General features: G+C 65.8%; 20 protein-coding genes. 9 read left to right on the plus strand and 11 right to left on the minus strand.

What is annotated here, in order from left to right; all coding sequences use genetic code 11:
- Positions 1–19: 19 nt before the first annotated feature.
- The 5 genes from C0R07_RS01755 to prmB form a co-directional block, all read right to left on the minus strand.
- A complete protein-coding gene (locus C0R07_RS01755) occupies positions 20–2,101 on the minus strand; it encodes a FimV/HubP family polar landmark protein (protein ID WP_102788254.1) in 2,082 nt (693 codons plus the stop codon).
- An 88-nt stretch (positions 2,102–2,189) separates the two neighbouring features.
- Positions 2,190–3,215 (minus strand): aspartate-semialdehyde dehydrogenase, encoded by a 1,026-nt coding sequence (locus C0R07_RS01760; RefSeq protein WP_102788063.1) that lies wholly within the window; start codon positions 3,213–3,215, stop codon positions 2,190–2,192.
- Positions 3,216–3,376: 161 nt separating this feature from the next.
- Positions 3,377–4,432 carry a 2-hydroxyacid dehydrogenase gene (locus C0R07_RS01765; protein WP_102788064.1) on the minus strand — a complete coding sequence of 352 codons (1,056 nt, stop codon included), beginning with the start codon at positions 4,430–4,432 and terminating at the stop codon, positions 3,377–3,379.
- Positions 4,425–5,528 (minus strand): chorismate synthase, encoded by a 1,104-nt coding sequence (gene aroC, locus C0R07_RS01770; RefSeq protein WP_070425600.1) that lies wholly within the window; start codon positions 5,526–5,528, stop codon positions 4,425–4,427. Before aroC ends, C0R07_RS01765 begins: the two co-directional genes overlap by 8 nt.
- A complete protein-coding gene (gene prmB / locus C0R07_RS01775) occupies positions 5,525–6,454 on the minus strand; it encodes a 50S ribosomal protein L3 N(5)-glutamine methyltransferase (protein ID WP_019182657.1) in 930 nt (309 codons plus the stop codon). The genes aroC and prmB overlap by 4 nt, the downstream gene beginning before the upstream one ends.
- A 147-nt stretch (positions 6,455–6,601) precedes the next feature.
- Between prmB and C0R07_RS01780 the strand changes: the two genes are divergently transcribed.
- Positions 6,602–7,252 carry an SCO family protein gene (locus C0R07_RS01780; RefSeq protein ID WP_070470941.1) on the plus strand — a complete coding sequence of 217 codons (651 nt, stop codon included), beginning with the start codon at positions 6,602–6,604 and terminating at the stop codon, positions 7,250–7,252.
- Positions 7,249–8,091, plus strand: coding sequence for an archaetidylserine decarboxylase (gene asd, locus C0R07_RS01785; RefSeq protein WP_102788065.1), 843 nt, complete (start codon positions 7,249–7,251; stop codon positions 8,089–8,091). Before C0R07_RS01780 ends, asd begins: the two co-directional genes overlap by 4 nt.
- 98 nt (positions 8,092–8,189) lie before the next feature.
- Here the strand turns inward: asd and C0R07_RS01790 are convergent, their stop codons facing one another.
- Positions 8,190–8,531 (minus strand): ribonuclease E inhibitor RraB, encoded by a 342-nt coding sequence (locus tag C0R07_RS01790; RefSeq protein ID WP_070425601.1) that lies wholly within the window; start codon positions 8,529–8,531, stop codon positions 8,190–8,192.
- Positions 8,532–8,645: 114 nt separating this feature from the next.
- Positions 8,646–10,250 carry a transglycosylase SLT domain-containing protein gene (locus C0R07_RS01795; protein WP_102788066.1) on the minus strand — a complete coding sequence of 535 codons (1,605 nt, stop codon included), beginning with the start codon at positions 10,248–10,250 and terminating at the stop codon, positions 8,646–8,648.
- 121 nt (positions 10,251–10,371) lie between these two features.
- Between C0R07_RS01795 and C0R07_RS01800 the strand changes: the two genes are divergently transcribed.
- Positions 10,372–11,877 carry a helicase HerA-like domain-containing protein gene (locus C0R07_RS01800; RefSeq protein WP_102788067.1) on the plus strand — a complete coding sequence of 502 codons (1,506 nt, stop codon included), beginning with the start codon at positions 10,372–10,374 and terminating at the stop codon, positions 11,875–11,877.
- 55 nt (positions 11,878–11,932) lie between these two features.
- Entirely contained in the window at positions 11,933–12,436 is a 504-nt protein-coding gene (greB, locus tag C0R07_RS01805; protein ID WP_019182651.1) for a transcription elongation factor GreB, read from the plus strand.
- Between the two features lie 139 nt (positions 12,437–12,575).
- Here the strand turns inward: greB and C0R07_RS01810 are convergent, their stop codons facing one another.
- Together C0R07_RS01810 and rimO are read right to left on the minus strand one after the other, a co-directional pair.
- Entirely contained in the window at positions 12,576–13,409 is an 834-nt protein-coding gene (locus C0R07_RS01810) for a DUF3025 domain-containing protein (RefSeq protein ID WP_390330732.1), read from the minus strand.
- Entirely contained in the window at positions 13,406–14,770 is a 1,365-nt protein-coding gene (rimO, locus tag C0R07_RS01815; protein ID WP_070470951.1) for a 30S ribosomal protein S12 methylthiotransferase RimO, read from the minus strand. Before rimO ends, C0R07_RS01810 begins: the two co-directional genes overlap by 4 nt.
- Positions 14,771–14,973: 203 nt before the next feature.
- Here rimO and C0R07_RS01820 point away from each other — a divergent pair, with 203 nt between their 5' ends.
- Genes C0R07_RS01820 through C0R07_RS19860 form a run of 3 tightly spaced genes read left to right on the plus strand, consistent with a single transcriptional unit; the run spans position 14,974 to position 16,250 of the window.
- Positions 14,974–15,651, plus strand: coding sequence for a dienelactone hydrolase family protein (locus C0R07_RS01820; RefSeq protein WP_102788068.1), 678 nt, complete (start codon positions 14,974–14,976; stop codon positions 15,649–15,651).
- On the plus strand, positions 15,648–16,070 hold the full coding sequence (locus C0R07_RS01825) for an HIT domain-containing protein (protein WP_019182648.1): 423 nt from the start codon (positions 15,648–15,650) through the stop codon (positions 16,068–16,070). Before C0R07_RS01820 ends, C0R07_RS01825 begins: the two co-directional genes overlap by 4 nt.
- Before the next feature lie 15 nt (positions 16,071–16,085).
- A complete protein-coding gene (locus C0R07_RS19860) occupies positions 16,086–16,250 on the plus strand; it encodes a LiaI-LiaF-like domain-containing protein (RefSeq protein WP_167390309.1) in 165 nt (54 codons plus the stop codon).
- A gap of 257 nt (positions 16,251–16,507) precedes the next feature.
- On the opposite strand, the gene dcd is transcribed toward C0R07_RS19860, so the two are convergent.
- Positions 16,508–17,080 carry a dCTP deaminase gene (dcd, locus tag C0R07_RS01830; protein WP_019182646.1) on the minus strand — a complete coding sequence of 191 codons (573 nt, stop codon included), beginning with the start codon at positions 17,078–17,080 and terminating at the stop codon, positions 16,508–16,510.
- 272 nt (positions 17,081–17,352) lie between these two features.
- On the opposite strand from dcd, the gene C0R07_RS01835 reads away from it, so the two are divergent.
- Positions 17,353–20,394 (plus strand): TonB-dependent receptor, encoded by a 3,042-nt coding sequence (locus tag C0R07_RS01835; protein WP_102788069.1) that lies wholly within the window; start codon positions 17,353–17,355, stop codon positions 20,392–20,394.
- Between the two features lie 75 nt (positions 20,395–20,469).
- On the opposite strand, the gene apbC is transcribed toward C0R07_RS01835, so the two are convergent.
- A complete protein-coding gene (gene apbC, locus C0R07_RS01840; RefSeq protein ID WP_070425608.1) occupies positions 20,470–21,327 on the minus strand; it encodes an iron-sulfur cluster carrier protein ApbC in 858 nt (285 codons plus the stop codon).
- 204 nt (positions 21,328–21,531) lie between these two features.
- On the opposite strand from apbC, the gene C0R07_RS01845 reads away from it, so the two are divergent.
- Positions 21,532–24,333 carry a TonB-dependent receptor domain-containing protein gene (locus tag C0R07_RS01845; RefSeq protein ID WP_046273250.1) on the plus strand — a complete coding sequence of 934 codons (2,802 nt, stop codon included), beginning with the start codon at positions 21,532–21,534 and terminating at the stop codon, positions 24,331–24,333.
- Positions 24,334–24,526: the final 193 nt, after the last annotated feature.

The following is a 24,526-nucleotide window of genomic DNA, read 5'->3' on the forward strand; positions in this document are numbered from 1 at the left end:
GCCATCGGGCGGACGTGGCTCATCCCAGCCGCGCCAGCAGTTCGCGCGCCTCGGCCTGGCTGTGCGGGTCGGCACCGACGGCCACTTCGTGCAGCAGGGTGCGCGCGGTCTCGGCGTCGCCGAGGTCCAGATAGGCAATGGCCAGTTCCAGGCGGTCGCGGCCAGGGCTGCCGACCGGGGCGATGGGGGCCTCGTCGGCCGGCGGAGCAGCGGCGTCGGCATCGGCATCGGCATCGGCAATGTCATCCGCGCGGGCCGTGTGGTCCGCACTGGCGATGGCCGGCGCAGCGTCGAGACCCTCAGGATGATCGCTCGCCTCTGAACCGTGCGCTTCACCCGCCGCGGATTCGTCCGGGAATTCGAAGACGCCGCGGAACGAGGGGTGCGCTTGGGCTTCCAACGCGTGCGCCGGCGGCTCGATCAGCGGTGCCGGGTCACGGAACAGCGCATCGTCCACGGTCACATGCTGCGCGTCGGCCTCGATGCCGTAGGCGGATGCAGCGGTGGCCTCGACCTCCGGCAACACCGGCGCTTCGTCCGTCGCGGGGGCGCTCCAGCGAGGATCATCGAGAGGAACCTGCGGCTCGGCGTCGTGCATGGAAGGCGTGGGCGAGAAGACCGGCTCACGGCGCAGCCCGGCATAGACGTCGGCGTCGGCAACGGCTTGCTCGTCGGGCAAGCGGTGCGCGTCATCGCGCTGTGCGGCCAGTTCGTCCCCCTGATCGGCCGCCGGCACGGCCGCGGCCAGCGAGGCGCCGTCGAGCCCATCACGCGCCAGTGGCGGCAGCGGCGACGGCTTGCGGCGACGCACCAGGGCCCAGCCCCCGACCACCAGCAGCAGCGCGACCAGGCCCAGCCAGTACCAGCCACCGCCGGCGCTGTCGCGCGTACCGGGCGCCTGCTCCAGACGCTGTTGCGCGGCAGCCAGGTCGGTGTCCCTCATCTCGATCAGCGAGGCCTGCTGCGCCTTGAGCTTTTCCAGCTCGGCCACGCGCTCACGCAGTTCCTGGATCTCGGCATCGCGCGTGGCCACGTCTTCCTTGGCCTGTCGCAGTTGTTCGTTAGCCAGCATGTCGCCCTCGGTGCCGGCAGCGGTGCCGGTGGTTGTGCCTGCGGTGGTGCCTGCGGCGGCAACGGCCGGCGCGATTTCAAGGCGAGCGCCCTGGGTGGCGGCCGGGGCCGCGGTGGCGGGTGCCGGCGCTGCGGCGACGCCACTGTCGGCCGGTTGCGGGATCGCCGCACGCGACTGCCGCCACTGCGCGGTGTGCTCGCGCACGATCGCCGCAGCCTGCTTTGCATCGATCTGCGCCACCCCGTCGGCGCCCGGCGTGCGCAGCACCGCGCCCTGTTTGAGCAGGTTCACGTTGCCACGGATGAAGGCATCGGGATTGGCCCGCAGCAGCGCGATCATCGCCTGGTCGCGGTTGATGCCCTGCTCGCGGGCCAGCGAGCCGGCGATCTGCGAGAGGGTCTGCCCACGCTGCACCGTGACGCTGCCATCAGCGGCGACCGGCGCAGTGGGTGCAGCACGTGGCGCGGCCGGGCGCGGCGTGGTGGCCGGTTGCGCACCACGCGACGGCGTGGCGGCAACAGGTGCGGCCTCCGGTGCGGGCTCACGGATGATGGCGTTGGACATCGCGCCGGCAGGGGCGACGATCTCCGGCTCGGCCACGGTGGCGGCGCTGTTGGGCGCGTCCACCAGGGCGGAATACTCACGGACCAGGCGGCCCTGCCCCCAGTCGGCTTCGATCAGGAAATTCAACGAGGGCGTGGCGACCGGTGCCTGGCTGCTCACGCGCACCACGGCGCGGCCCTGCGCATTGCGGGTCAACTCGAACTGCAGCTCGCTGACCAGCCCGGACGGCGGCTCCAGCCCGACCCGGGCAAACGTCGCCGGCGAGGCCAGCGCGACGCGGAGGTTTTCCAGCTCGGACGGATCGGCGGAAATGACGGGGATTTCGGCCAGCAACGGCTGGCCCGGCTTGGACAGCACCCGGATATCGCCCAGGCCGAGGGCCATGGCCGAACTGCTGGCCAGGGCCAGCAGCAGCGTGGACACATACTTGAGCGGACGCACTGCGCCCGGAACCCGGTTCTTCATGGCGGCCAATATAACGGCTCCCCCCGTGATCGGCGATGTTTCGATGCGGGTGGTCGGCGGCATCCCCATGCCGCCAACCACCACGCGATCAGCCTTCGGCAGCGACCAGCTCGGCCAACTGCACGGCATTGAGGGCGGCGCCCTTGCGGATGTTGTCCGAGACGATCCACAGGTTCAGGCCGCGCGGGTGCGACAGATCCTCGCGGATGCGGCCGACATACACCGCATCGGTGCCCGAGGCATGCGTGACCGGGGTCGGATAGCCACCGGCTTCATGCTTGTCGACCACTTCCACGCCCGGCGAACGCGACAACAGCTCACGCGCGGCATCCGGGGTGACCTTGTCGCGGGTTTCGATGGTGACCGCTTCGGAGTGACCGTAGAACACAGGCACGCGCACGGCAGTCGGGTTCACCAGGATGCTGTCGTCGCCGAGGATCTTGCGGGTTTCCCAGACCAGCTTCATCTCTTCCTTGGTGAAGCCGTTGTCCTGGAAATCATCGATGTGCGGGATCAGGTTGAACGCGATCTGCACCGGGAAGCGCTGCGGGTCGATTTCCTGGAAGCTGAGCAGCTGGCCGGTCTGCTTGCCGAGTTCTTCCAGCGCCGAGCGACCGCCGCCGGACACCGACTGGTAGGTGGCCACGTTGATGCGCTCGATGCCGTACTGGCGGTGCAGCGGTGCGAGTGCGACCAGCATCTGCATGGTCGAGCAGTTCGGGTTGGCGATGATGCCGCGCGGGCGGTTCTTCAGCGCCTCCGGGTTCACTTCGGAGACGACCAGCGGGACGTCATCGTCGTAACGGAAGGCCGAGGAGTTGTCGATCACCACGGCACCGGCCGCCGCGAACTTGGGACCGAACTCCTTGGAGACGCTGCCACCGGCCGAGAACAGCGCGATGTCCACGCCGTTCGGATCGAAGGTGCTCAGGTCCTGGACCTTGATCTTCTCGCCCTGGTACTCGATCTCGCCACCGGCCGAACGCGAGGACGCGAGCAGGCTCAGCGTGGCGATCGGAAAATTGCGCTCGGCCAGGATGGCCAGCATGGTTTCGCCGACAGCACCGGTGGCACCGACGACGGCGACGTGGAAACGACGATCTGGATTGCTCATGAGAACCTCTGTTTTGTGTACCGACCCGGGGCCGATACGTAACGTGCGTTGGGGATGTGTACCGACCAACGATCGGTACCTGCCGTGCCTTGGAGATATGTGCCGACCCTCGGTCGGTACCTACCGGTTCGGGAACCTCGCCTGTTGGCCAGCGCGGTTCCCTATCGTTTTGCGTCGTCGATTTTTTTGCCGCCCACGGTCGCGCCGCCGGTTTTCACGGCAGCGACAGCGTCGGCGTTGATCGCGCTCGGCGGGCGACCGGCATCCGGGCCCTGCCCCAGTGCGGCGGTGAGGTTGTCCACGGCCAGCTGCACCATCGCCCGGCGCGTGGCCTGGCTGGCACTGCCGATGTGCGGGGTCAGCACGACGTTGTGCAGGGCCAGCAACTCCGGGCGCACCGTCGGCTCACCTTCGAACACGTCCAGTCCGGCGGCGGCCAGACGGCCGTTGGCCAGTGCATCGGCGAGCGCCAGCTCATCCACGATGCCACCGCGGGCGATGTTGATCAGCGTGGCGGTCGGCTTCATTTTCGCTAGTGCATCGGCGTCGATGATGTGGTGCGAGGCGGCGTTGTACGGCAGCACGAGCACGAGGTGATCGGCCTGCGCCAGCAGGGTCTCCAGGTCCACATACTGCGCGCCGACCTCGGCCTCGGTGGCCTCGGGCAGCCGCGAACGGTTGTGGTACAGCACGCGCATGCCGAAGCCGTGCGCGCCGCGGCGGGCGATGCCCTGGCCGATGCGGCCCATGCCGAGGATGCCCAGCGTGCTGCCGTGGATATCCGCACCGAGCATGGTCTGGAACGACCATTGCCCCCACTGGCCGTCACGCAGCCAACGCTCGGACTCTGTGATGCGGCGGGCGGCAGCCATCAACAGCGCGAAGCCGAGATCGGCCGTGGTTTCGGTCAGCACATCCGGCGTATTGCTGGCCAGGATGCCGGCGGCGCTGAGCGCGTCGATATCCAGGTTGTTGTAGCCCACACCGACGTTGGCGATCGCGCGCAGCTGCGGCGCGTTGGCGATCTCGGCCGCACCGATGCGTTCGTTGAGGGTGATCAGCGCGCCGTCGACGTGGGCCAGCTGTTCGGCCAGCTTCTGCGGCGTATAGCGGGTGACGTCACCGGTCATGGTCAGGTCGAAATGCTGCCCGAGCTGTTCGACGACGTCGTCGAACAGGGGCTGGCTGACCCAGACCTTGGGGCGTCGATCAGCCATCGATCGTGCCCGGGATGCGCGGGGTAATCTCGCCCACATCGCCGCACTGGGCGCGATGCCGCAGCGCCTGGTCCATCAGCACCAGGGCCATCATCGCCTCGGCGATCGGGGTGGCGCGGATACCCACGCACGGATCGTGACGGCCGGTGGTGATCACCTCGACCGAAGCGCCGCTCGCATCCACCGTGGCACCGGGCAGGCGCAGGCTGGAGGTCGGCTTGAGCACGATCGAGGCGGTGACCTGCTGGCCGGTGGAGATGCCACCGAGGATGCCGCCGGCATGGTTGCTGGCAAAGCCCTGCGGGGTGAGCAGGTCACGGTGCTCGGTGCCCTTCTGCGCGGCGCTGGCAAAGCCGTCGCCGATCTCCACGCCCTTGACCGCGTTGATGCTCATCAGCGCGGCCGCCAGATCGCCATCGAGCTTGCCGTAGATCGGCTCGCCCCAGCCCGGCGGCACGCCGTCAGCCACCACGTTGACGCGCGCGCCGACCGAATCACCGGACTTGCGCAGCGCATCCATGTAGCTTTCCAGCGCCGGCACCTGATCGGCGACCGGCCAGAAGAACGGGTTGTCTTCCACCGCCGACCAGTCGAAGCCGGTCGGGGTGATCTCGCCCAGCTGCGAGAGATAGCCACGCACCGTGACGCCATGGCGCTGCAGCAGCCACTTCTTGGCGATGACGCCGGCAGCGACGCGCATGGTGGTTTCGCGCGCGGACGAACGACCGCCACCGCGCGGATCGCGGATGCCGTACTTCTGCCAGTAGCTGTAGTCGGCATGGCCCGGACGGAACTGCTGGGCGATGTTGGTGTAATCCTTGCTGCGCTGGTCGGTATTGCGGATCAGCAGGCCGATCGGGGTGCCGGTGGTACGGCCTTCGTACACCCCGGACAGGATCTCGATCTCATCGGCTTCGCGCCGCGCGGAGGTGTGCCGGCTCTTGCCGGTGGCCCGCCGCTGCAGGTCGTGGGCGAATTCGTCGGCGCTGATCTCCAGCCCCGGCGGACAGCCGTCCACCACGCAGCCGATCGCCGGACCGTGCGATTCGCCGAAGGTGGTGACGGTCAGCAGTTTGCCGAAGCTGTTGGAACTCACGGCCGCTGCGCTGCCAGTTCGGTGATGCGGGCACTGTGCGCGATCAGTTCGCGGCACTCCACGGCGAAGATGCCCATCTGGCCGACCTTGAACTCGACCCAGCGGAAATCCACTTCCGGCAGCAGCTTGTACAGGTGCTGCTCGGACTCGCCCACTTCACAGATCAGCAGGCCATCCTCGCTCAGGTGCAGCGGGGCATCGCGCAGGATCTTCAGCACCAGGTCCAGGCCATCGTCGCCGGCACGCAGGCCCATTTCCGGCTCGTAGGAGTATTCCTGCGGCAGGGCATCGGTCTCGTCGTTGGTGACGTACGGGGGATTGGTGACGATCAGGTCGTAATGACGGCCGGTCAGGCCGTTGAACAGGTCGGACTTGAGCAGGGTGACGTTCGGCGTCTGCAGCCGTTCCTTGTTCTCTTCGGCCAGCGACAGGGCCTCGTCGCTGAGGTCCACACCGTCCACTTCCCAGTTCGGGTAGTAGTGGCCCATGGCGATGGCGATGCAGCCCGAGCCGGTGCACAGGTCGAGGGCGCGATGGACATCGCGGCCGGCCAGCCACGGCTCGAAGCCGCACTCGATCAGTTCGGCGATCGGCGAGCGCGGCACCAGGGCGCGCGCGTCGCTCTTGAAGCTCAGGCCGGCGAACCAGGCCTCACCGGTCAGGTAGGCGGCCGGGATGCGCTCGTCGATACGGCGCTGGAACAGCTCCAGCACGCGGACCTTTTCGTCCTGCAGCAGGCGCGCCTGGCCATAGGCCGGGCCAAGGTCGTGCGGCAGGTGCAGGCTGTGCAGGACCAGCTGGGTGGCTTCGTCCAGGGCGTTGTCGTAGCTGTGCCCGAAGGTCAGCCCGGCGGCGTTGAAACGGCTGGTGCCGTAGCGGATCAGGTCGATGATCGTGTGGAGTTCGGCGGCCGTTTCGGCAGTCATGGCGGGGCAACAGACAGAGTGGCCCTAGATTATAGGCGCTGGGGCGGGCCGGGGCATCCGTTGCAGTCGAAACGGGTGCGGCTGCCGCATGGGACGCCACCGCCCGCATCCCTCTATCATGGTGGCCACTTCCGGGACGGGGCCCTTATGTTCAATCGCAATGTCGGCATCATCCTGCTGATCGCCCTGGCCGCCGGGCTGGGCCTGGTCGTGGCCCAGATGGTCTTCGCGCCCAAGCCGGGCGGTGACCGCCCCGCCACGGAATCGATCACGTTCTACCCGCAGCCGCGCCCGCTGCCCGATTTCAACCTCGGCCAGTCCGACGGCACCCGCCTGATCCCCGGCGAGCTGAAGGGCCATTGGACCCTGGTGTTCCTCGGCTTCACCTTCTGCCCGGACGTCTGCCCGACCACGCTGGCCGATCTGGCCCAGGCCCAGAAGCAGTGGGAAGCCCTGCCTGAAACACTGCGCCCGCGGCTGGTCTTCATTTCGGTCGATCCCGAGCGCGACACCCCGGCGCGGCTGGGCGAGTACGTCCACGCCTTCCACAAGGACACGCTGGCGGCCACGGCGGATGTGCCCTCGCTGGAGCGCTTCGCCACCTCGCTGGGCTTCGTGTTCCAGAAGGTGCCGGGCAAGCATTTCGATGAAAACCCCGAGGACTACACCCTCGAGCACTCGGCCAGCCTGGCCGTGCTGGACCCGGAAGGCCGCCTGGCCGGCCTGATCCGCCCTCCTTTCCAAGCGCAGGCGATCGCCCGCGACCTGCAACTGCTGACCGAGAAATCCGCCCCATGAGTTTGATGACCACGCTGAGCTACGCCCTGCCCCACCGCCTGCTGTCGTCCATGGCGCGCAGACTGGCGTACTCGAGCAACCCGCGGATCTCGCGCTGGCTGATCGATACCGTGACCGCCAAGTTCGGCGTGAACCTGGCCGAAGCCGCCAACCCGGACCCGCGCAGCTACCGCACCTTCAATCAGTTCTTCACCCGTGCGTTGAAGCCGGGCGCGCGCGTGGCCGATGCCGATCCGCGCACGCTGGTCATGCCGGCCGACGGCCGGATCAGCCAGCTGGGCACGATCGAGGACGGGCGCATCTTCCAGGCCAAGGGGCAGTCCTTCACCGCCGCCGAACTGCTGGGCGATGCCAAGGATGCGGAAGTCTTCCACCACGGCCTGTTCGCCACGGTGTATCTCTCGCCGAAGGATTACCACCGCGTGCACATGCCGTGGACCGGCACGCTGCGCGAGACGGTGCATGTGCCGGGTCGGTTGTTCAGTGTCGGGCCGGCGGCGGTGAACAAGGTGCCCGGGCTGTTCGCCCGCAACGAGCGCCTGGTCTGCCACTTCGATACCGATTTCGGCCCGATGGTCTCGGTGATGGTCGGCGCACTGCTGGTCTCCGGCGTGGAGACGGTGTGGGGCGGCGAGGAGATCCCGGCCTACGGCGATACCATCACCCGCAAGGATTACCGCAGCAAGGGCATCACCCTGGAGCGCTTCGCGGAGATGGCGCGCTTCAACTACGGCTCCACCGTGATCGTGCTGCTGCCGCCGGGCGTGGCCGAGTTCGCGCCGCATCTGGACGCCGAGCATGCGGTGCAGTTGGGGCAGGCGCTGGCCACCCTGAAGTGACGGTAGTGCCGGCACATGGCCGGCACTACCCGGGCTCACGCCCATAAAAAACGCCCTGGGAAACCGGGGCGTTTTTTTGTGTGCGATGTTCCGCTCGATCAGACCTCGACCGGGCCGACGTCCATACCGTCGTAGTCTTCCACGCCGTTCGCTTCGGCCAGCGCCTGCAGCTCGTGGTTGCGGGCATCCAGCGAGGCTTCGGTGTGGACCTCGGCGCGCTCCACGTGCAGCACGTGGTACGGGGCCTCGCCCTCTTCCAGGTCCGGCTCGAACACTTCCACCAGGGTGTACCCCATCTCGACCAGCTTCTCGCCCAGGCCGTGCAGTGGCTCCGGGGTGGTGTTGACGAAGAAGTAGCCCCACAGCATCGGGCCGTTGAGGTCCCAATCGGTGTTTTCACGGATGTTGGCGAACATCTCGTTGATCGCGGTGATATCCATCTTGCTGTCCTGTCTGCGTGTTGCGGTGAGCACCGACCCGTGGCCGACGCTGCGATGGATGTGCTGGGCCGGGCGGCCGCAGGCGTGATGCCGGCGAGCCTACCCGGTTATGGCTTACTTGTCGCAGCCCTGCAGCTTGATGCTCTGGCCCTGCTTGAGCGAATAGGCCGGCGCCTTGAGGCCGTTGGCCCGGGCCAGGGTCGGTACGTCGCACTGGAACCTGGCCGCGATCTTGCCAAGGGTCTCGCCTTTGCCGACCTTGTAACTGCGGGCCGGCTTGGCCTTCGGCTTGGCGACCGGCACGGCGACGGGCGCAGCCGGGGTCACCGCGGGCATGGCCTGGGCCTGGGCGACCGGGACCACGCTGCCCACCGCCACGTTGCCGGTGTAGCTGACGGCCGTGGGACGCACGATCGCCGCATTGAGGTCGGCGGTGATCAGGGTGCGGGCCAGATCGGCACGCGGGCCGCTGACACAGAAGCGGTTGTACAGCCCGGCGATGCGGGTGGTCGCGTTGATCGTGGTGCCGGCCGGAATCCAGCCATCGGCCTCATAGCGCGGGTTGAGGTTGCGCAGCGCGCGCATGTAGCCGTCGCGGGTGCCGGTGCTGCCCAGGCAGATGGTCAGTTCATAGATCGTGGTCGACTTGGCCAGGCGGATGGTGGCCGGCTGTGCGCTGATCTTCGGGAACTCCACGCCGTACTGCTGCGGGTGCAGATAGATCCAGGCCGCGGCGATCACCATCGGCACGTAGTCCTTGGTCTCGCCCGGGAACTGGTTGTAGACGCTGTCGGTCCAGAAGCTCTGGCCCGGATACTGGCGGAACACCCGGATGGCACGGCCCTCACCGCCGTTGTAACCGGCCAGCGACAGCTCCACGCTGTTGTTGAGCTCGCGCATGCGCTCGTTGAGGTAGGTGGCGCTGGCCTCGGCCGCGCTGCGCGCATCGAAGCGGGTGTCGAAGCCGGTGCCATCCGGGCCCAGGCCGAAACGACGGCCGGTGGCCGGCATGAACTGCATCAACCCCGCCGCGCCCGCACGCGAGGACGCATGCACCCGCCCGTTGGATTCCTTGGCCATGATGCCGAACAGCAACGCTTCGGGCAGGCCACGCTTTTCCCACTCCGGCCACATCACCGCCCGCAGGTTCTGGTAGTTCTCGTAGCTGGTGAGCAGCGCCGGGCGCATGTCGGTCAGCCAGCGGCGGATGCCCGCCTGCACGGCCGGGTTGTACTCGACCATGGTGTCGAAGGCGTGGCGCTTGTCATTGAGCAGCGCTGCGGCGCGGGCAGCTTCGGGCACGTCGGCAGCCAGCGGGCCGACATGGTCCGGGTCGGCCTCCAGCAGGGTGCCGTCGGCGATGACGGTGCCGTCCTCGCTGTCCTGCTGGCTGTCGGCGTTGCTCTTGAGCAGGCGCTTGTAGGTCGGCAGCAGGTTGCTGACCTGGCAGCCCTTCTGGGCCACGCAGGCGCTGATCACATCCTCCATGTCCTCCAGCGCGGCATCGGCCTCGTTGGTGCCTTTCGGGTCGGCATTGTTCACCAGCACCAGCGCCGCGTTGTAGCGCTTCTCGGCGGCAGTCATGCGCTGATCGAGCGCCTCCACCTTGGCCTTGTCGCGGGCGGAGACGCGCTGGGCATGGGCCTCGGGGACGAACGACAGCATCGCGGCGACCGCCAGCAACGGCCAACCACGGACAAGCAAGACAGGAACGGGCATTTTTGGCACTGTGTGCGAACGATGGGGCAGAGTAGCCGTGCCGCTTGCATCGGGGCAACCCGTCTGCCGGCCGGTCAGTGCCGACGTTTAGAATCCCGCCTATTCACACTGCGAGTTGACCATGGATCCGATTCTGCTCGGCAAAGGCATCACCGACGATATCCCCGTCACCCTGTTGCCGCGGCTGGGCAACCGGCACGGCCTGGTGGCCGGCGCGACCGGTACCGGCAAGACCGTCACCCTGATGACGCTGGCCGAAGGCTTCTCGCGGATCGGCGTACCGGTGTTCCTGGCGGATGTGAAGGGTGACGTGTCCGGCCTGGCCGTGGCCGGCGCCGGGACCGAGGCGCTGCTGCAGCGCGCGAAGGACCTGGGCGTGGCCGACTACGCGCCCGCCGCCAGCCCGACCATTTTCTGGGACCTGTACGGCAAGCTCGGCCACCCGGTGCGCACCACGGTGAGCGAGATGGGCCCGACCCTGCTCGCCCGCATCCTGGAGCTCAACGACACCCAGGCCGGCGTGCTGGACATCGTGTTCAAGCTTGCCGACGACCGCGGCCTGCTGCTGCTTGATCTGGATGACCTGCGCGCCCTGCTCGGCCTAGTCGCCGAAGAGCGCAAGGACATCTCCACCGAATACGGGCTGGTCAGCGCGCAGACGGTGGCGGCCATCCAGCGTTCGCTGCTGCGCCTGTCGCAGGACGGCGGCGAGGCCTTCTTCGGCGAGCCTGCGCTGGAGCTGGCCGACATCATGCGCGTCAACCACGACGGCCGCGGCGTGATCGGCATCCTCGCCGCCGACCAGCTGGTACTGAAACCCCGGCTGTACTCGACCTTCCTGCTGTGGCTGCTCTCCGAGCTGTTCGAAACACTGCCGGAAGTGGGCGATCTGGAGAAGCCCAAGCTGGTCTTCATCTTCGATGAAGCGCATCTGCTCTTCGATGACGCACCGCCGGCGCTGGCGCAACGCATCGAACAGGTCGTCCGGCTGATCCGCTCCAAGGGCGTGGGCGTGTATTTCTGCTCGCAGTTCCCCGATGACGTGCCGGCCAACATTCTTGGCCAGCTCGGCAACCGCGTGCAGCACGCGCTGCGTGCGTTCACCCCGCGCGACCAGAAGGCGGTGAAGGTGGCCGCCGAAACCTTCGTGCCCAATCCGAAACTGGATGTGGCTGCCACGCTGGCCAAGCTGGGTACCGGCGAGGCGCTGGTCTCCACCCTGCAGGACAAGGGCATCCCCTCGCCCGTGCAGCAGACCCAGATCGCGCCGCCGCGCTGCCGGATGGGTGCGATCGGCGAGGCCGAACGTGCGCAGGTGCGTGCCGGCAGTCCGGTCGGCACGCGCTATGACACCGCGATCAACCGCGAATCGGCTGCGGAACGGCTGGCGCAGCGCGCGCAGAAGACGGTCGAGCAGTCGGATGCGCCTAAGGCCCGCACCCGTCAGCAGGATGAGGCGCAGGAAGGCGGCTTCGGCCAGAGTATCAAGGATGCGATCTTCGGCACCAAGCGCCGCCAGGGCATGATCGAGACCATGGCCAAGCAGACCACGCGCACCGTCGGCACCAAGCTGGGCAACCAGATCGTGCGCGGCCTGCTGGGCGGTATTTTCGGCGGAAAGCGCTGATACTCCGTGTCGCGCCGCATGGCGCGGCACCTTTTGACGAGCACAAGCAGACCTGATGTCGCGTTGGCGTCCCCCCGCGGAAAAAAGCACGGCCCTGATCACCGCACAGGGCCACCAGCGGCTGAAGACCGAACTGGATGAACTGTGGCGGCACAAGCGCCCGGAGGTAGTGAAGGCCCTGGCCGCAGCCGCCGCGGAAGGCGACCGCTCCGAGAATGCCGAGTACACCTACCGCAAGAAGCAGCTGGGCGAGATCGACCGGCGCGTGCGTTACCTGACCAAGCGACTGGAGGCGCTGCGCATCGTCGATACGGCGCCGACCGATCCGAACGCCGTGTTCTTCGGCGCGACGGTCGAGCTGGAGAACGTCGATTCGGGCGACATCCATGTGTATCGCATCGTCGGCCCGGACGAGACCGACGCCGGTGCCGGCTGGATCAGCATCGATTCGCCCCTGGCCCGCGCATTGCTGAAGAAGCGCGTGGACGATGAGTTCGAAGTGGAACTGCCCAGTGGCCGCCATGGGTTTGCGATCCTGTCGGTGGCGTATCCCGGCTGACGGCAAGTGCATCGACGCGTGGCGTGGATCTACCGGGGATGTTGGAAACCAGCGGCAGTAGCGCCACGCCATGCGCGAATTGCGCACGGCATTGCCACCGGCGTGCTACCAGATGCATGTCATCACTGCAGCCGCCGAATCACCCCAGCGCAGCGGGATACACGCGCCCCGGGCGCAACGGGCGGAAGTAGTCGGCCCGCGCATAGAAGGTCGCCGCCTGCCGCGCGTGCCACCCGGGAATCCCCGCCAACGGCAACGGACGCAGCTCCAACGGATCACCAAGCCGCTCTCCGTCCGCGATGGCCTGCGCCACCGCCGCGACCGCACTGGCATCGTCATCGCCCTGTACCAGCACGCACTTGCCGACCAGCAGGCGGTCCGGCAGCAGGGCCTGCTCCAGCAGCGCATGCCCGATCACCGCCGCGACGGCGATATCACCGTTGCGCCAGTGCCCTGCTCCGTCCACGAACAGCGCCGGCCAGTCGTGCCGGTCCCATGCGCCCAGCAGCGCAGGGTCGCGCACCCGCACGATCACGCCTGTCTCGTCGAACTGGGTCAGTGCCGCCTGCGCACGGTTGCGTTGCCCCGGCGCCATCGCCGCGATGTGCCGGCATTGCTGCTGGTTGAGCGCGCGCTTGATGGCAGGGTAACGCGCCCAGATCAGGGCGTTGAACAAGTCATGCCAGTTGTCCGCACGCGTGGCGATCCGGCCGCGCCCGGCGATGCGCGCTTCATAATGCAGGCCGTCGGCCAGCAACGCCTCGTCCTGCTCGGCCAGATGCTTGTCCGGCAACGCGAGGCGCGCGTCGAGCGCAGCGATGGTGGGCCAGTCGGGCGCGCCCATCAGATCCTGGAAGTCGCGCAGCCCGGCATAGATCGGCTGTGCGAAGCAGGCCGCATCCACCGCGTTGCGCGGTGGTGCGATGAAGCGGCGTCGACCGCCAGTATCGGCAGCCGACGCCGATACGATCACAGCACGTGCAGATCGAACGGCTTGCGCGCTTCGGCGGCGAGGATCGCGTCACCGAACAGATCGTGGTCGTCGCTCTCGGTGATCTCAACATCGACGAACTGACCCACGCGCAGCTTGGCTTCTTCCGCGTTCTGGATATGCACCAGACCGTCGATCTCCGGTGCATCGGCCTTGGAACGGGCCACCGCGATGCCGTCTTCGATGGCATCGACCAGGCACTGCTGCAGGGTGCCGATCTTGGCTTCCAGGCGCGCGGCGGAAATCTCCGCCTGGCGCTCCATGAAGCGGGCCAGGCGCTCCTGCTTCACTTCTTCGGGCACCGCACCGGGCAGATCGTTGGCGGTCGCGCCGGTGACCGGCGAGTAAGCGAACGCACCGACGCGGTCCAGCTGCGCCTCGTCCAGGAAGCTCAGCAGCTCCTCGAACTCGGCATCGGTCTCGCCGGGGAAGCCGACGATGAAGGTCGAGCGCACCGTGATGTCCGGGCACAGCTGGCGCCAGCGCTGCACGCGCTCGAGCGTCTTGTCGACCGCGCCCGGGCGCTTCATCAGCTTGAGGATGCGCGGGCTGGCATGCTGGAACGGGATATCCAGGTACGGCAGGATCCGGTTCTCGGCCATCAGCGGCACGATCTCGTCCACGTGCGGGTACGGGTAGACGTAATGCATGCGGGTCCACGCATCCAGCTCGGAGAGGCCTTCGCACAGCGCCTTCAGGCGGGTCTGGTAGGCCTTGTCGCGCCACATGCGCTCGGCGTACTTCACGTCCACGCCATAGGCCGAGGTGTCCTGGGACACCACCAGCAGTTCCTTGACGCCACCACGCACCAGCCGCTCAGCTTCGCGCAGCACCTCATCCACCGGGCGCGAGACCAGCTTGCCGCGCATCGAGGGGATGATGCAGAAGCTGCACTTGTGGTTGCAGCCTTCGGAAATCTTCAGGTACGCGTAATGGCGCGGGGTCAGCTTGATGCCGTAATCGGGCACCAGATCCACAAAGGGATCGTGCTTGGGCGGCAGCGCGGCGTGCACGGCCTCCATCACGCTCATGTAGTCCTGCGGACCGGACACCGCCAGCACGTTCGGGTAGGCCTCGCGGATCTGCTCCGGGCGTTTGCCCAGGCAACCGGTGACGATCACCTTGCCGTTGGCGTTCATCGCCTCGCCGATCGCATCCAGCGACTCGGTCACGGCCGAATCGATGAAGCCGCAGGTGTTGACCACCACCACGTCGGCCGAGTCATAAGAGGGAACGATGTCGTAGCCCTCGGACCGCAGCTGGGTCAGGATGCGCTCGGAATCGACAAGGGCCTTCGGGCAGCCAAGGCTGACGAAGCCGACTTTGGGGTTCAGCTGGGACATGGATCGCAAGGACTCTGGGGGCCTGGGCCCATGCCGGAATGGCGTGGGGACCTGGGGCCGGAAACGGCGGCAAGTATACCGGCGTTCAGCCCGCGCCCCTGAACCGGATCGGGTCGATCCCGCCAGATACCGCATGCCCGCTGACATCACGCTAACCCGCGCGGGGCCGATAATGAATGCCTGAACCAACGGAGTCTCGCACCATGGGTGAGTGGATCACGCTCGATACGCATTACGGACCGGTCCGCGCCTGGCAGGCAACGCCGGCAGGCAAACCGCGCGGGGGCCTGGTGGTGATCCAGGAGATTTTCGGCGCCAACCCGCACATCCGCGCGGTGGCCGACGACTATGCCGCCAAGGGCTATGCGGTGCTGGCCCCCTCGTTCTTCGACCTGGCCGATTCGGCCCCGGACGGGACCGAACCGCCGGAACTGCCTTATGACAGTGAAGGCGTGGCCGCCGGCCTGCAGATGGTGGACGAACTCGGGGTGGAAAAAGCGCTGGAGATCGTCCGGGCCGCCGCGTCGCGGCTGGCACCGGCTGGCAAGGTCGGCACGGTGGGCTACTGCTGGGGCGGCAGCATCGCCCTGCTCTCCGCGCTGCGCCTGGGCCTACCCTCGGTCAGCTATTACGGCGCCCGCAATGTGAAGTACCTGGACGAAGCGCCCAAGGCGCCGGTCATGTTCCACTTCGGCGCCCAGGACAAGAGCATCCCGCCTGAAGCGATCAAGGCCCACCGCGAGAAGCTGCCGCAGATGGCCACGTTCGTCTACCCGGCCGATCATGCCTTCAACCGCAGCGTCGGACATGCGTATGATCCAGACAGCGCCCACCTGGCGCTGGAACGCACCCTGGACTTCTTTGCGGAGCATCTTGGATGAGCGAGTTCGAACTGGATTCACGCCTGGCCACCGACAGCGTACTGGTAGCAGAAGGGCCGTTATCGCAAGTGCGATTGATGAACGATGAAAGGTATCCCTGGCTGATCCTGGTCCCACGCCTGAGTGGCGTGACCGAATGGATCGACCTGGATGGCGAGCAGCAGGACAAGCTGCGGACCGAGTTGAACCGGGCGTGCAAGGCGCTCAAGGGCACCGATGGGGTCGAGAAGATCAACATCGGCTCGCTGGGCAACATCGTGCGCCAGCTGCATTTCCATGTGATCGGGCGCCATGTCGGCGATCCGGCATGGCCGGGTCCGGTCTGGGGCCAGGGGCAGGCACACCGTTTTGACCCGGAGGTGCTGGCCGAGCGTGTCGCACTCTGGAAGGAACGGCTAGGATATTCGCCCCAGCCCTAGCGGACCCTGCCCCTGATGCGTTCCAACCTTGTCGCCGCCATCGTCCTGATCCTTGTCGGCCTGTTCCTGCTGGCCAGCAATCTGGGCTGGACCAACATGAACATGGGAAAGCTGATCCTCACCTGGTGGCCGGTCGTGCTGGTGGCGGTTGGCATCGGCCTGCTGTTCGGCCGCAAGTAGAGCGGACCGTTGGTCCGCTGCTTTTCGGTCCGCTGCTTTTCGGCCCGCTGCTTTTGGGTCCGCTGCTTTTGGTCACCACGCCGCACGTCGGACCAAGCCACAAAAAAAGCGCGGAGTACTCCGCGCTTTTTTTGTGGTCGCCCCTTGATGGGTAACGGTAACCGCAGAAGCAGCCGACCAACGGTCGGCTCCACCAGGCGCGGACGCGGCAGCACGCCCGGGGATCGATCAGGTGCGCCGCGCCACCGGCGTGATCATCAGGTCCGCGGCAGGGTCACGCCGGTCTGGCCCTGGTACTTGCCACCGCGGTCCTTGTAGGACGTCTCGCAGATATCGTCCTTGTCGGCCTGGAAGAACAGCATCTGGGCCACGCCTTCGTTGGCATAGATGCGCGCCGGCAGCGGCGTGGTGTTGCTGAATTCCAGGGTCACATGCCCTTCCCACTCCGGCTCCAGCGGGGTCACGTTGACGATGATGCCGCAGCGCGCGTAGGTGCTTTTGCCCAGGCACACCACGAGCGTATCGCGCGGGATGCGGAAGTACTCCACGGTGCGCGCCAGCGCGAAGCTGTTGGGCGGGATGATGCACTCATCACCCACGATGTCCACGAAGCTGCCCGGATCGAAGTGCTTCGGGTCCACGATGGTGGAGTTGATGTTGGTGAACACCTTGAACTCGCGCGAGCAACGGACGTCGTAGCCGTAGCTGGAGGTGCCGTAGCTGACGATGCGCTGGCCGTTGGCCTGCTTGACCTGGCCAGCTTCGAACGGCTCGATCATGCCGTGCTGCTCGGCCATCTGACGGATCCAGCGGTCACTCTTGATGCTCATGTTCGATCCTGGCTGGGAACAATTGGACAGACGCCCGGGCCAGCGATTCTACAGCGACCTGTGATGCTCGCCTACGCGCTTCAGCGTGACCGGGAAAGGCTCGAATCAGCCTAACCACTCTCACTCTAAAGTGAGACATACAACCTTTAATTATCTCATTTTTACAGAATGGTTGCGCCGCGAAGAACTGTTCATTATGGTTCCATTAAGCCTGAACACTCGATTCAGGTAGGAATATTCAGCCACCGTAAAGCATCACGCAAAGGAATCTGATGAAACACACCATCCATGGACGCAAGTTCGCCCGTACCGCACTCGCCTTGATGTTGAGCGCATGCATCGGCACCTCTTTCGCACAAAGCACCTCCGGCAACATCAACGGCAGCGCTACGGCGGAGAAGGTTCAGGTCAAGAGCCTGGCCTCCGGTGCCACCCGCGAAGTCACCGTCGGAACCGACGGCCGCTTCAGCTTCTCGCAGTTGCCCATCGGCACTTATGAGGTCACCACCTTCAGTGGCGGCAGTGCGGTGAACACCACGCGCGTCAATGTCGTCGCCGGCCAGTCGACCACTGCCAGCTTCGCCTCGGCATCCAGCGGCGCCACCTCCCTCGACACGGTCAATGTGCGCGCGCTCGGCGCGGCCAATTCCATCGATCTCGGCAGCGTGGAATCGCGCACCACCTTTACCGCCGACCAGCTCAATTCCCTCCCCGTGGGACGCGATATCACGAGCGTTTCGCTGCTCACCCCCGGGACCGTTGCATCAAGTGGATATTTCGGCCCGGCATCGTTCGGCGGCGCCTCGGCCGCAGAGAACAGCTACTACGTCAACGGCTTCAACGTCACCAATCTGTACGACAGCCTGTCGTTCTCCGAGATCCCCTACCAGGCCATCGACCAGCTGGACGTGCAGACCGGCGGTTACGGCGCGCAGTACGGCTTCTCCACCGGCGGCGTGACCAGCGTCAACATCAAGCGCGGCACCAACGAATGGAAGGGTGGCTTCAGCTGGACCGGCGCCCCGGATTCGCTTCGCGAGAGCGCGCCCGATACGTACTACGACGATGGCTCGCTCTTCCGTTCCTATGATCGCAACAGCAGCAGCTCCAACGTCTACAGCGTCTGGGCCGGCGGCCCGCTGATCGAAGACAAGCTGTTCGTGTTTGCGATGGGCCAGTTCAGCAACTCCAAGACCGGCAATTACGGCAACCGCGGCTCGCAGTACACCACCAATGGCCGTCCGCCCTCCGCTACCGCATTGTCCACGTCGGCCTACGACTATGAGTCCAAGACCCCGTACTGGCTGTTGAAGCTGGACTGGTACCTCAACGACAGCAACCACCTCGAGTACACCGGTTTCGACAACAGCCGCCGCTACAATTACGACTACTACAACGCTGCCTATGATGATCCCAGCAGTGGTGGCGAACCGGCCAAGACCAGCGCCCTCGGCGCGCTGATCGGCAAGTCCGGCGGCCAGACCGACGTCTTCAAGTGGACCAGCTACCTGACCGACAACCTGACTGCATCGCTGCAGTACGGCCAGATGCGCAACCGCAGCTCGGAGCACACGATCAGCCCCGACGGTGTGATGAGCACCTACGACGGCGACATCAACAGCCCGCAGGGCAGCTGCCCCTACGTTCTGGACTACCGGTCCGAGACCGGCGGGACCGGCCGCCAGATCGGCTGCGCCGTGGCCAGCACCGTCGGCATCTTCGGCGGCCGCAACGAGCGCAAAGGCACCCGCCTGGATCTCGACTGGCAGCTGGGCGACCACAAGATCGGCTTCGGCTACAGCGACGAGAAATGGACCTCGGTGCAGGGCACGTCCTACTCCGGCGGGGCCTTGTGGTATCTGGAAGATGACTATGCCGAGCGGGTGAACTTCCGCAACGGTGGCTCCATCGAGATCAAGCAGCAGTCGTGGTACCTGCAGGACAACTGGCAGATCACACCGAACTTGATGCTGTATGCGGGCATCCGCAATGACTCGTTCGACAACAAGAACTCGGACGGCATCTCCTTCGTCAAGCAGGATGACATCTGGCAGCCGCGTACAGGCTTCTCCTGGGATATCCTGGGCGACGGTCGCAGCAAGCTGTTCGCCTCGGTTGGCCGGTACTCGCTGCCGATCGCAGCCAACGTCGCGCTGCGCGCGGCCAGTGCCTCGTACTATCTGGACGAGTATTTCACCTACAGCGGCATCAATCCGAACGGCTCGCCGATCGTCACCGGCAGTTTCGAGGACGGCGCGTATGACGCAGTGATCAACGGCGAAAGCGGTGCTACGCCTGATCCGCGCGCGGTCGCGTCGCGGGGCCTGAAGCCGTACACCCAGGACGAAGTCATCCTGGGCTACCAGCAGCAGATCAATTCGTCGGTCGACTTCTTCAACGACTGGACCGTGGGCATCAAGGCCACCTACCGTCGCATCAACAATGCGATCGATGACACCTGCGATTCGCGTTCGCTCTACAACGCAGCGGTTGCCGCCGGCTATGACCTGTCCAACTGGTCCGACCCGTGGACCGTGCCGGAAGGCCTGCCGGGCTGCTGGATCTACAACCCGGGTAGCGACTTGAACGTCACCCTGGATGTCGACGGCGATGGCACGGTGGAAGAGATCAATGTGCCGGGCGATACGCTGGGCCCGAAGGCCAAGCGCACCTACAAGGCCGTCACCCTGAGCGCGGACAAGCAGACCGAGCGCTGGTACGCCAGCCTCTCCTACACCTGGTCCAAGCTGGAGGGCAACTACGAAGGTCTGGTCAAGAGCACCAACGGCCAGGATGACACCGGCACGACCTCGGACTTCGACTTTGCCGAGATCATGTACGGCGCCGACGGCTACCTGTTCAACGACCACCGCCACAGCTTCAAACTCTTCGGCGGCTTCAAGTTCACCGACGAGTGGTCGGTCGGCGTCAACGTGCTGGCCCAGTCCGGCGCACCGAAAAGCTGCCTCGGTGGCGGCTGGGGCAGCTTCGACACCGAGTACGGTTATACCGGCGTGTTCCACACCTGCGAACAGGGTACCGACGAGATCTCCAAGGTGGGCAGCGCTGGCCGCACGCCGTGGCAGTTCACCGTCAGCCCGAACATCACCTACACGCCCAACTGGCTGGAAGGGCTGAGCATGCAGGTCTCGGTGATCAACGCCTTCAACAACATCAAGCCGGTCCAGGTGTACGAAACCCAGTACGGCCGCCCGAGCTCGGCACCGACCATCCGGACCTACTACAACTACAACACGCCGAAGTACTTCAACGATCCGCGCTATGTCCGGTTCCAGGTGCAGTACGACTGGTAAGTCGAAAACCCGCGTTGCTTTCTCTCTTGACCGCCGGCCTCGTGCCGGCGGTTTTTTCTGCAGGGAACAAAAGCCTTACAGCAACGAGGACAGGATCGGGATGGCTGCCCGCGGCCGCTTGGCCACTTCCTCGATCAACCGCTCGGCCGCGCGCAGGTAGGCCTGGGCCGCAGAAGACGCCGGCGCGGCAGCAGTGATCGGCGTACCGGCATCGCCCTGCTCGCGGATGCCGATCTCCAGCGGCAGCGACCCCAGCAGCGGCACCCCGTACTGGGCGGCCATGCGCTCGCCACCGCCCTCGCCGAACAGGTGCTCGACCTGACCGCAGTTGCTGCAGGTATGCACGGCCATGTTCTCGACGATGCCCAGCACCGGCACCTCCACCTTCTCGAACATCTTCAGCGCCTTTTTCGCGTCCAGCGTGGCGATGTCCTGCGGCGTGGTGACGATCACCGCGCCGGCCAGCGGAATCTTCTGGGTCAGGGTGAGCTGGATGTCGCCGGTGCCCGGCGGCAGATCGATCAGCAGGTAATCCAGGTCGTCCCACAGCGTGTCATTGAAGAACTGCGTCATCGCCGAGGTGGCCATCGGCCCGCGCCAGATCATCGGCGTCTCGTCCTCGATCAGGTAACCGATCGACATGGTCTCCACCCCGAACGCGCGCATCGGCTCGATCGACTTGTTGTCCGGGCTTTCCGGACGGCCACTCAGACCGAGCATGGCGGGCACGCTGGGGCCGTAGATATCGGCATCCAGCAGGCCCACGCGCGCGCCGAGCGCGGCAAGTGCGACAGCCAGGTTGACCGCGGTGGTGGACTTGCCGACCCCGCCCTTGCCCGACCCGACTGCGATCACGTTGCGCACGCGCGGATGCGGCGACAACCCCTTCTGCACTTGGCTGGCGTGGGGACGACGCACTTGGCTGGCACTCACTGCGGGCACTCCGGGAACACAACAATTGGACGCAACACTATACAACCTTGACTGCACCTGACTGAAAATCCCGATTGCTACGAAACCATGCAATTTTCGTTAAGTTCATGTTACGGTCGAAACGCACTACGTTGAGCGTTTTCCGCGCGTTCCGGGAGGGAATCATTGGCGTCAGTGCTTTCTGTTTTGTTCTATGGACTATCAATGAATTACAGCACCACCGCACGTCGCAACACGCTCGCCGCTGCACTGTTCTCCGCCCTGATCGCCACCGCAGCCGCTCCGGCCATGGCACAGGATAAAGCCACGACGCTGGACAAAGTCACCGTCACCGGCTCGCTGATTCCGCAGACCGATATCGAAACCCAGACGCCGGTGATGTCCATCACCGCGCAGGACATCCAGACCCGCGGCTTCACCAGCGTGGCCGAAGTCCTCCAGCAGTCCTCGCTGACCACCGGCGGCCTCCAGGGCGGCCAGACCTCGGCGTCCTTCACCCAGGGCGCGGAAGCCTCGGGCATGTTCGGCCTGAACCCGGGTTACACCAAGTACCTGATCAACGGCCGTCCGATGATGTCGTATCCGGCGCTGTACAACGGCGGCGATACGTTCAACAACATCAGCGGCATTCCGATCGACATCGTCGAGCGCATTGAAGTCCTGCCGGGCGGCCAGTCGTCGCTGTACGGTTCGGACGCCATCGCCGGCGTGGTCAACATCATCCTCAAGGAACGCATGGACGGTGGCAGCATCTCCGTGCGCGGCGGCACCTACACCGAAGGTGGCGGCAACAGCGTTCGCTTCAGCGGCGCGCACGGTTTCAGCGCGTTCGATGACCGCTTCAACGCACTGGTCAACGTGCAGATCGAGTCGAGCAACCCGATCTGGGGCTACCAGCGCGACCTGACCCGCACCACCAATGCCAACGGCTACACCGCGCAGCTGCCGAGCAACGATTTCGCCGTCATCGACGCCGATACCAACCGCCTGTACATGATGGACCCGAACAACTGCGCCAACGTGGCCAGCCAGTTCGGTGGCACCACCGTGCTGGGCACCCGCCCGACCGGCCAGTCGTGCGGCACCTACTTCGGCGCCGGCTACAAGACGCTCAAGAACGGCAAGGACAGCGGCCAGTTCTATTCGGCGATGACCTTCGACGTCAACGACAACCTGCAGCTGTTCGCCGACGTGCTGTACAGCAAGGAAAAGACCGAGTACACCTCCGGCTCGAGCTACCTGTGGTGGGGCACCAAGAGCGGCATGGGCGGCTTCTACGACCAGTCCTCGGGCAAGGTGGTGAACCTGCAGCGCGCGTTCGCCCCGGAAGACATCGGTGGCCAGGGCTACAACGACGTCCTCAACAGTGACGAGAGCCGCTCCTACCAGGTGACCCTGGGCGCGAAGGGCATGGCCGGCAACTGGGACTACAGCGCCAGCTTCACCCGCGGTGAGTACAAGCTCACCGAAAACAAGTTCATGCGTTGGAAGGACCCGATCAACAACTACTTCGCCGAACACGTGCTGGGCCCGCAGCTGGGCACCACGGCCGACGGCTGGGGCATCTACAACCCGAACTACGACGCGTTCTACTCGCCGATCTCGCCGGAAGATTTCGCCAGCTTCACCGGCTACGCGACCAACCGCAGCCGTACCTGGCAGAACCTGGGCCGCGTGCAGATCACCAACGGCTCGCTGTTCTCGCTGCCGGGCGGCGATGCCGGCTTCGCCGTGGTGGTTGAAGGTGGCAGCGAAGGCTGGGACTACTCCCCCGACCAGCGCCTGCTGGACGGCCAGGTGTGGGGCTCCTCGGCCGTGGCTGGCAATGGCCACCGCAGCAATTATGCGGTGACCTCCGAACTGCGCATGCCGGTGCTGGAGCAGGTCACGGTGACCGCTTCGGGTCGCTATGACGCGTTCAAGATCGCCGACAACACCGTCGACAAGGCTACCTACAGCCTGGGCCTGGAATACCGCCCGATCGACAGCCTGCTGTTCCGCGGCAAGTACGGCACTGCGTTCCGCGCACCGACCCTGTCCGATGCCTTCCAGGGCAAGAGCGGGTACTACGCGGCCAACTCGACCGACTACTACCGTTGCGGCACCCTGGGCTATGCACCGGGCAACACCGCCGACTGCCGTTACCACGACAACGTCTCGGTGTACTCCGAGCGCGCCGGCAACCCGGACCTGGAGCCGATCACGGCCGATGTCTGGAATGCAGGCGTGGTCTGGGCACCGATGGCGAACCTCTCCATCTCGGCCGACTACTACAACTGGAAGATCGAGAACGAAGTCGATACGGCCAGCACCGACCAGCTTCTGCTGGCCGAGTACTACTGCCGCAACGGCCTGCCCAACGGCTCTTCGGCCAGCTGCCAGAACGTGGCCGACTGGGTCGTGCGCGACGCCGCCGGCAACCTGAGCAGCCTGTACACCCCGAAGATGAACGTGGCTCGCCAGAACCTGCAGGCCGTGACGGTCGGCTTCAAGTATCTGCAGGACATCGGCCGCTTCGGCTCGCTGCAGTTCTCGGCCAACTACACCAACATGCTCAAGCGTGAAGTGCAGTCGCAGCCGGGTGAGGAGTTCCAGGATCTGCTGGGCAACCCGATCGCGATGTGGAACTACGACAACTTCGCCAAGGTCCGCAGCGATGCCTCCGTGGGCTGGTCGGTCGACAAGTTCACCACCACGCTGTACGCGAACTACATCGGCAAGACCCCGAACTATCTGGCCGGCATCAACGGCTATGACTATGTCCACCCGGCATCGGGCAAGGCGGCAGGCAAGTGGGGCTCGTACACCACGTACAACCTGAGCGTGAACTATCGCGCCCAGGATGACCTGACGCTGTCGGTGATGGTCAACAACGTGTTCAACAAGATGCCCGACGGCCAGGCTTACAGCTACCTGGGCACCTCGGGTGCGCCGTACAACACCGGCCTGTACAACGCGTACGGCCGTGCCGTGTACGTCCAGGCCAAGTACGACTTCGGCAAGTAACCGCCGCAGGCCACACCGGCGACCGTGCAGGGCCCTGCCCTGCCGGTTCGCCATCCGGAACGCCCCGAAAGGGGCGTTTCGCGTTTGTGGGGCTGCCACGTCACCCGCGCCGCCACCGGCGCGAAAGAGGAAGCGAAACCGAGACGACGACCGCCGAAACAGTAATCGCCTTCAACCGCCACCATTCAGCACT

The sequence above is a fragment of the Stenotrophomonas bentonitica genome (genome assembly GCF_002887735.1).
Taxonomy (GTDB): domain Bacteria; phylum Pseudomonadota; class Gammaproteobacteria; order Xanthomonadales; family Xanthomonadaceae; genus Stenotrophomonas; species Stenotrophomonas bentonitica_A.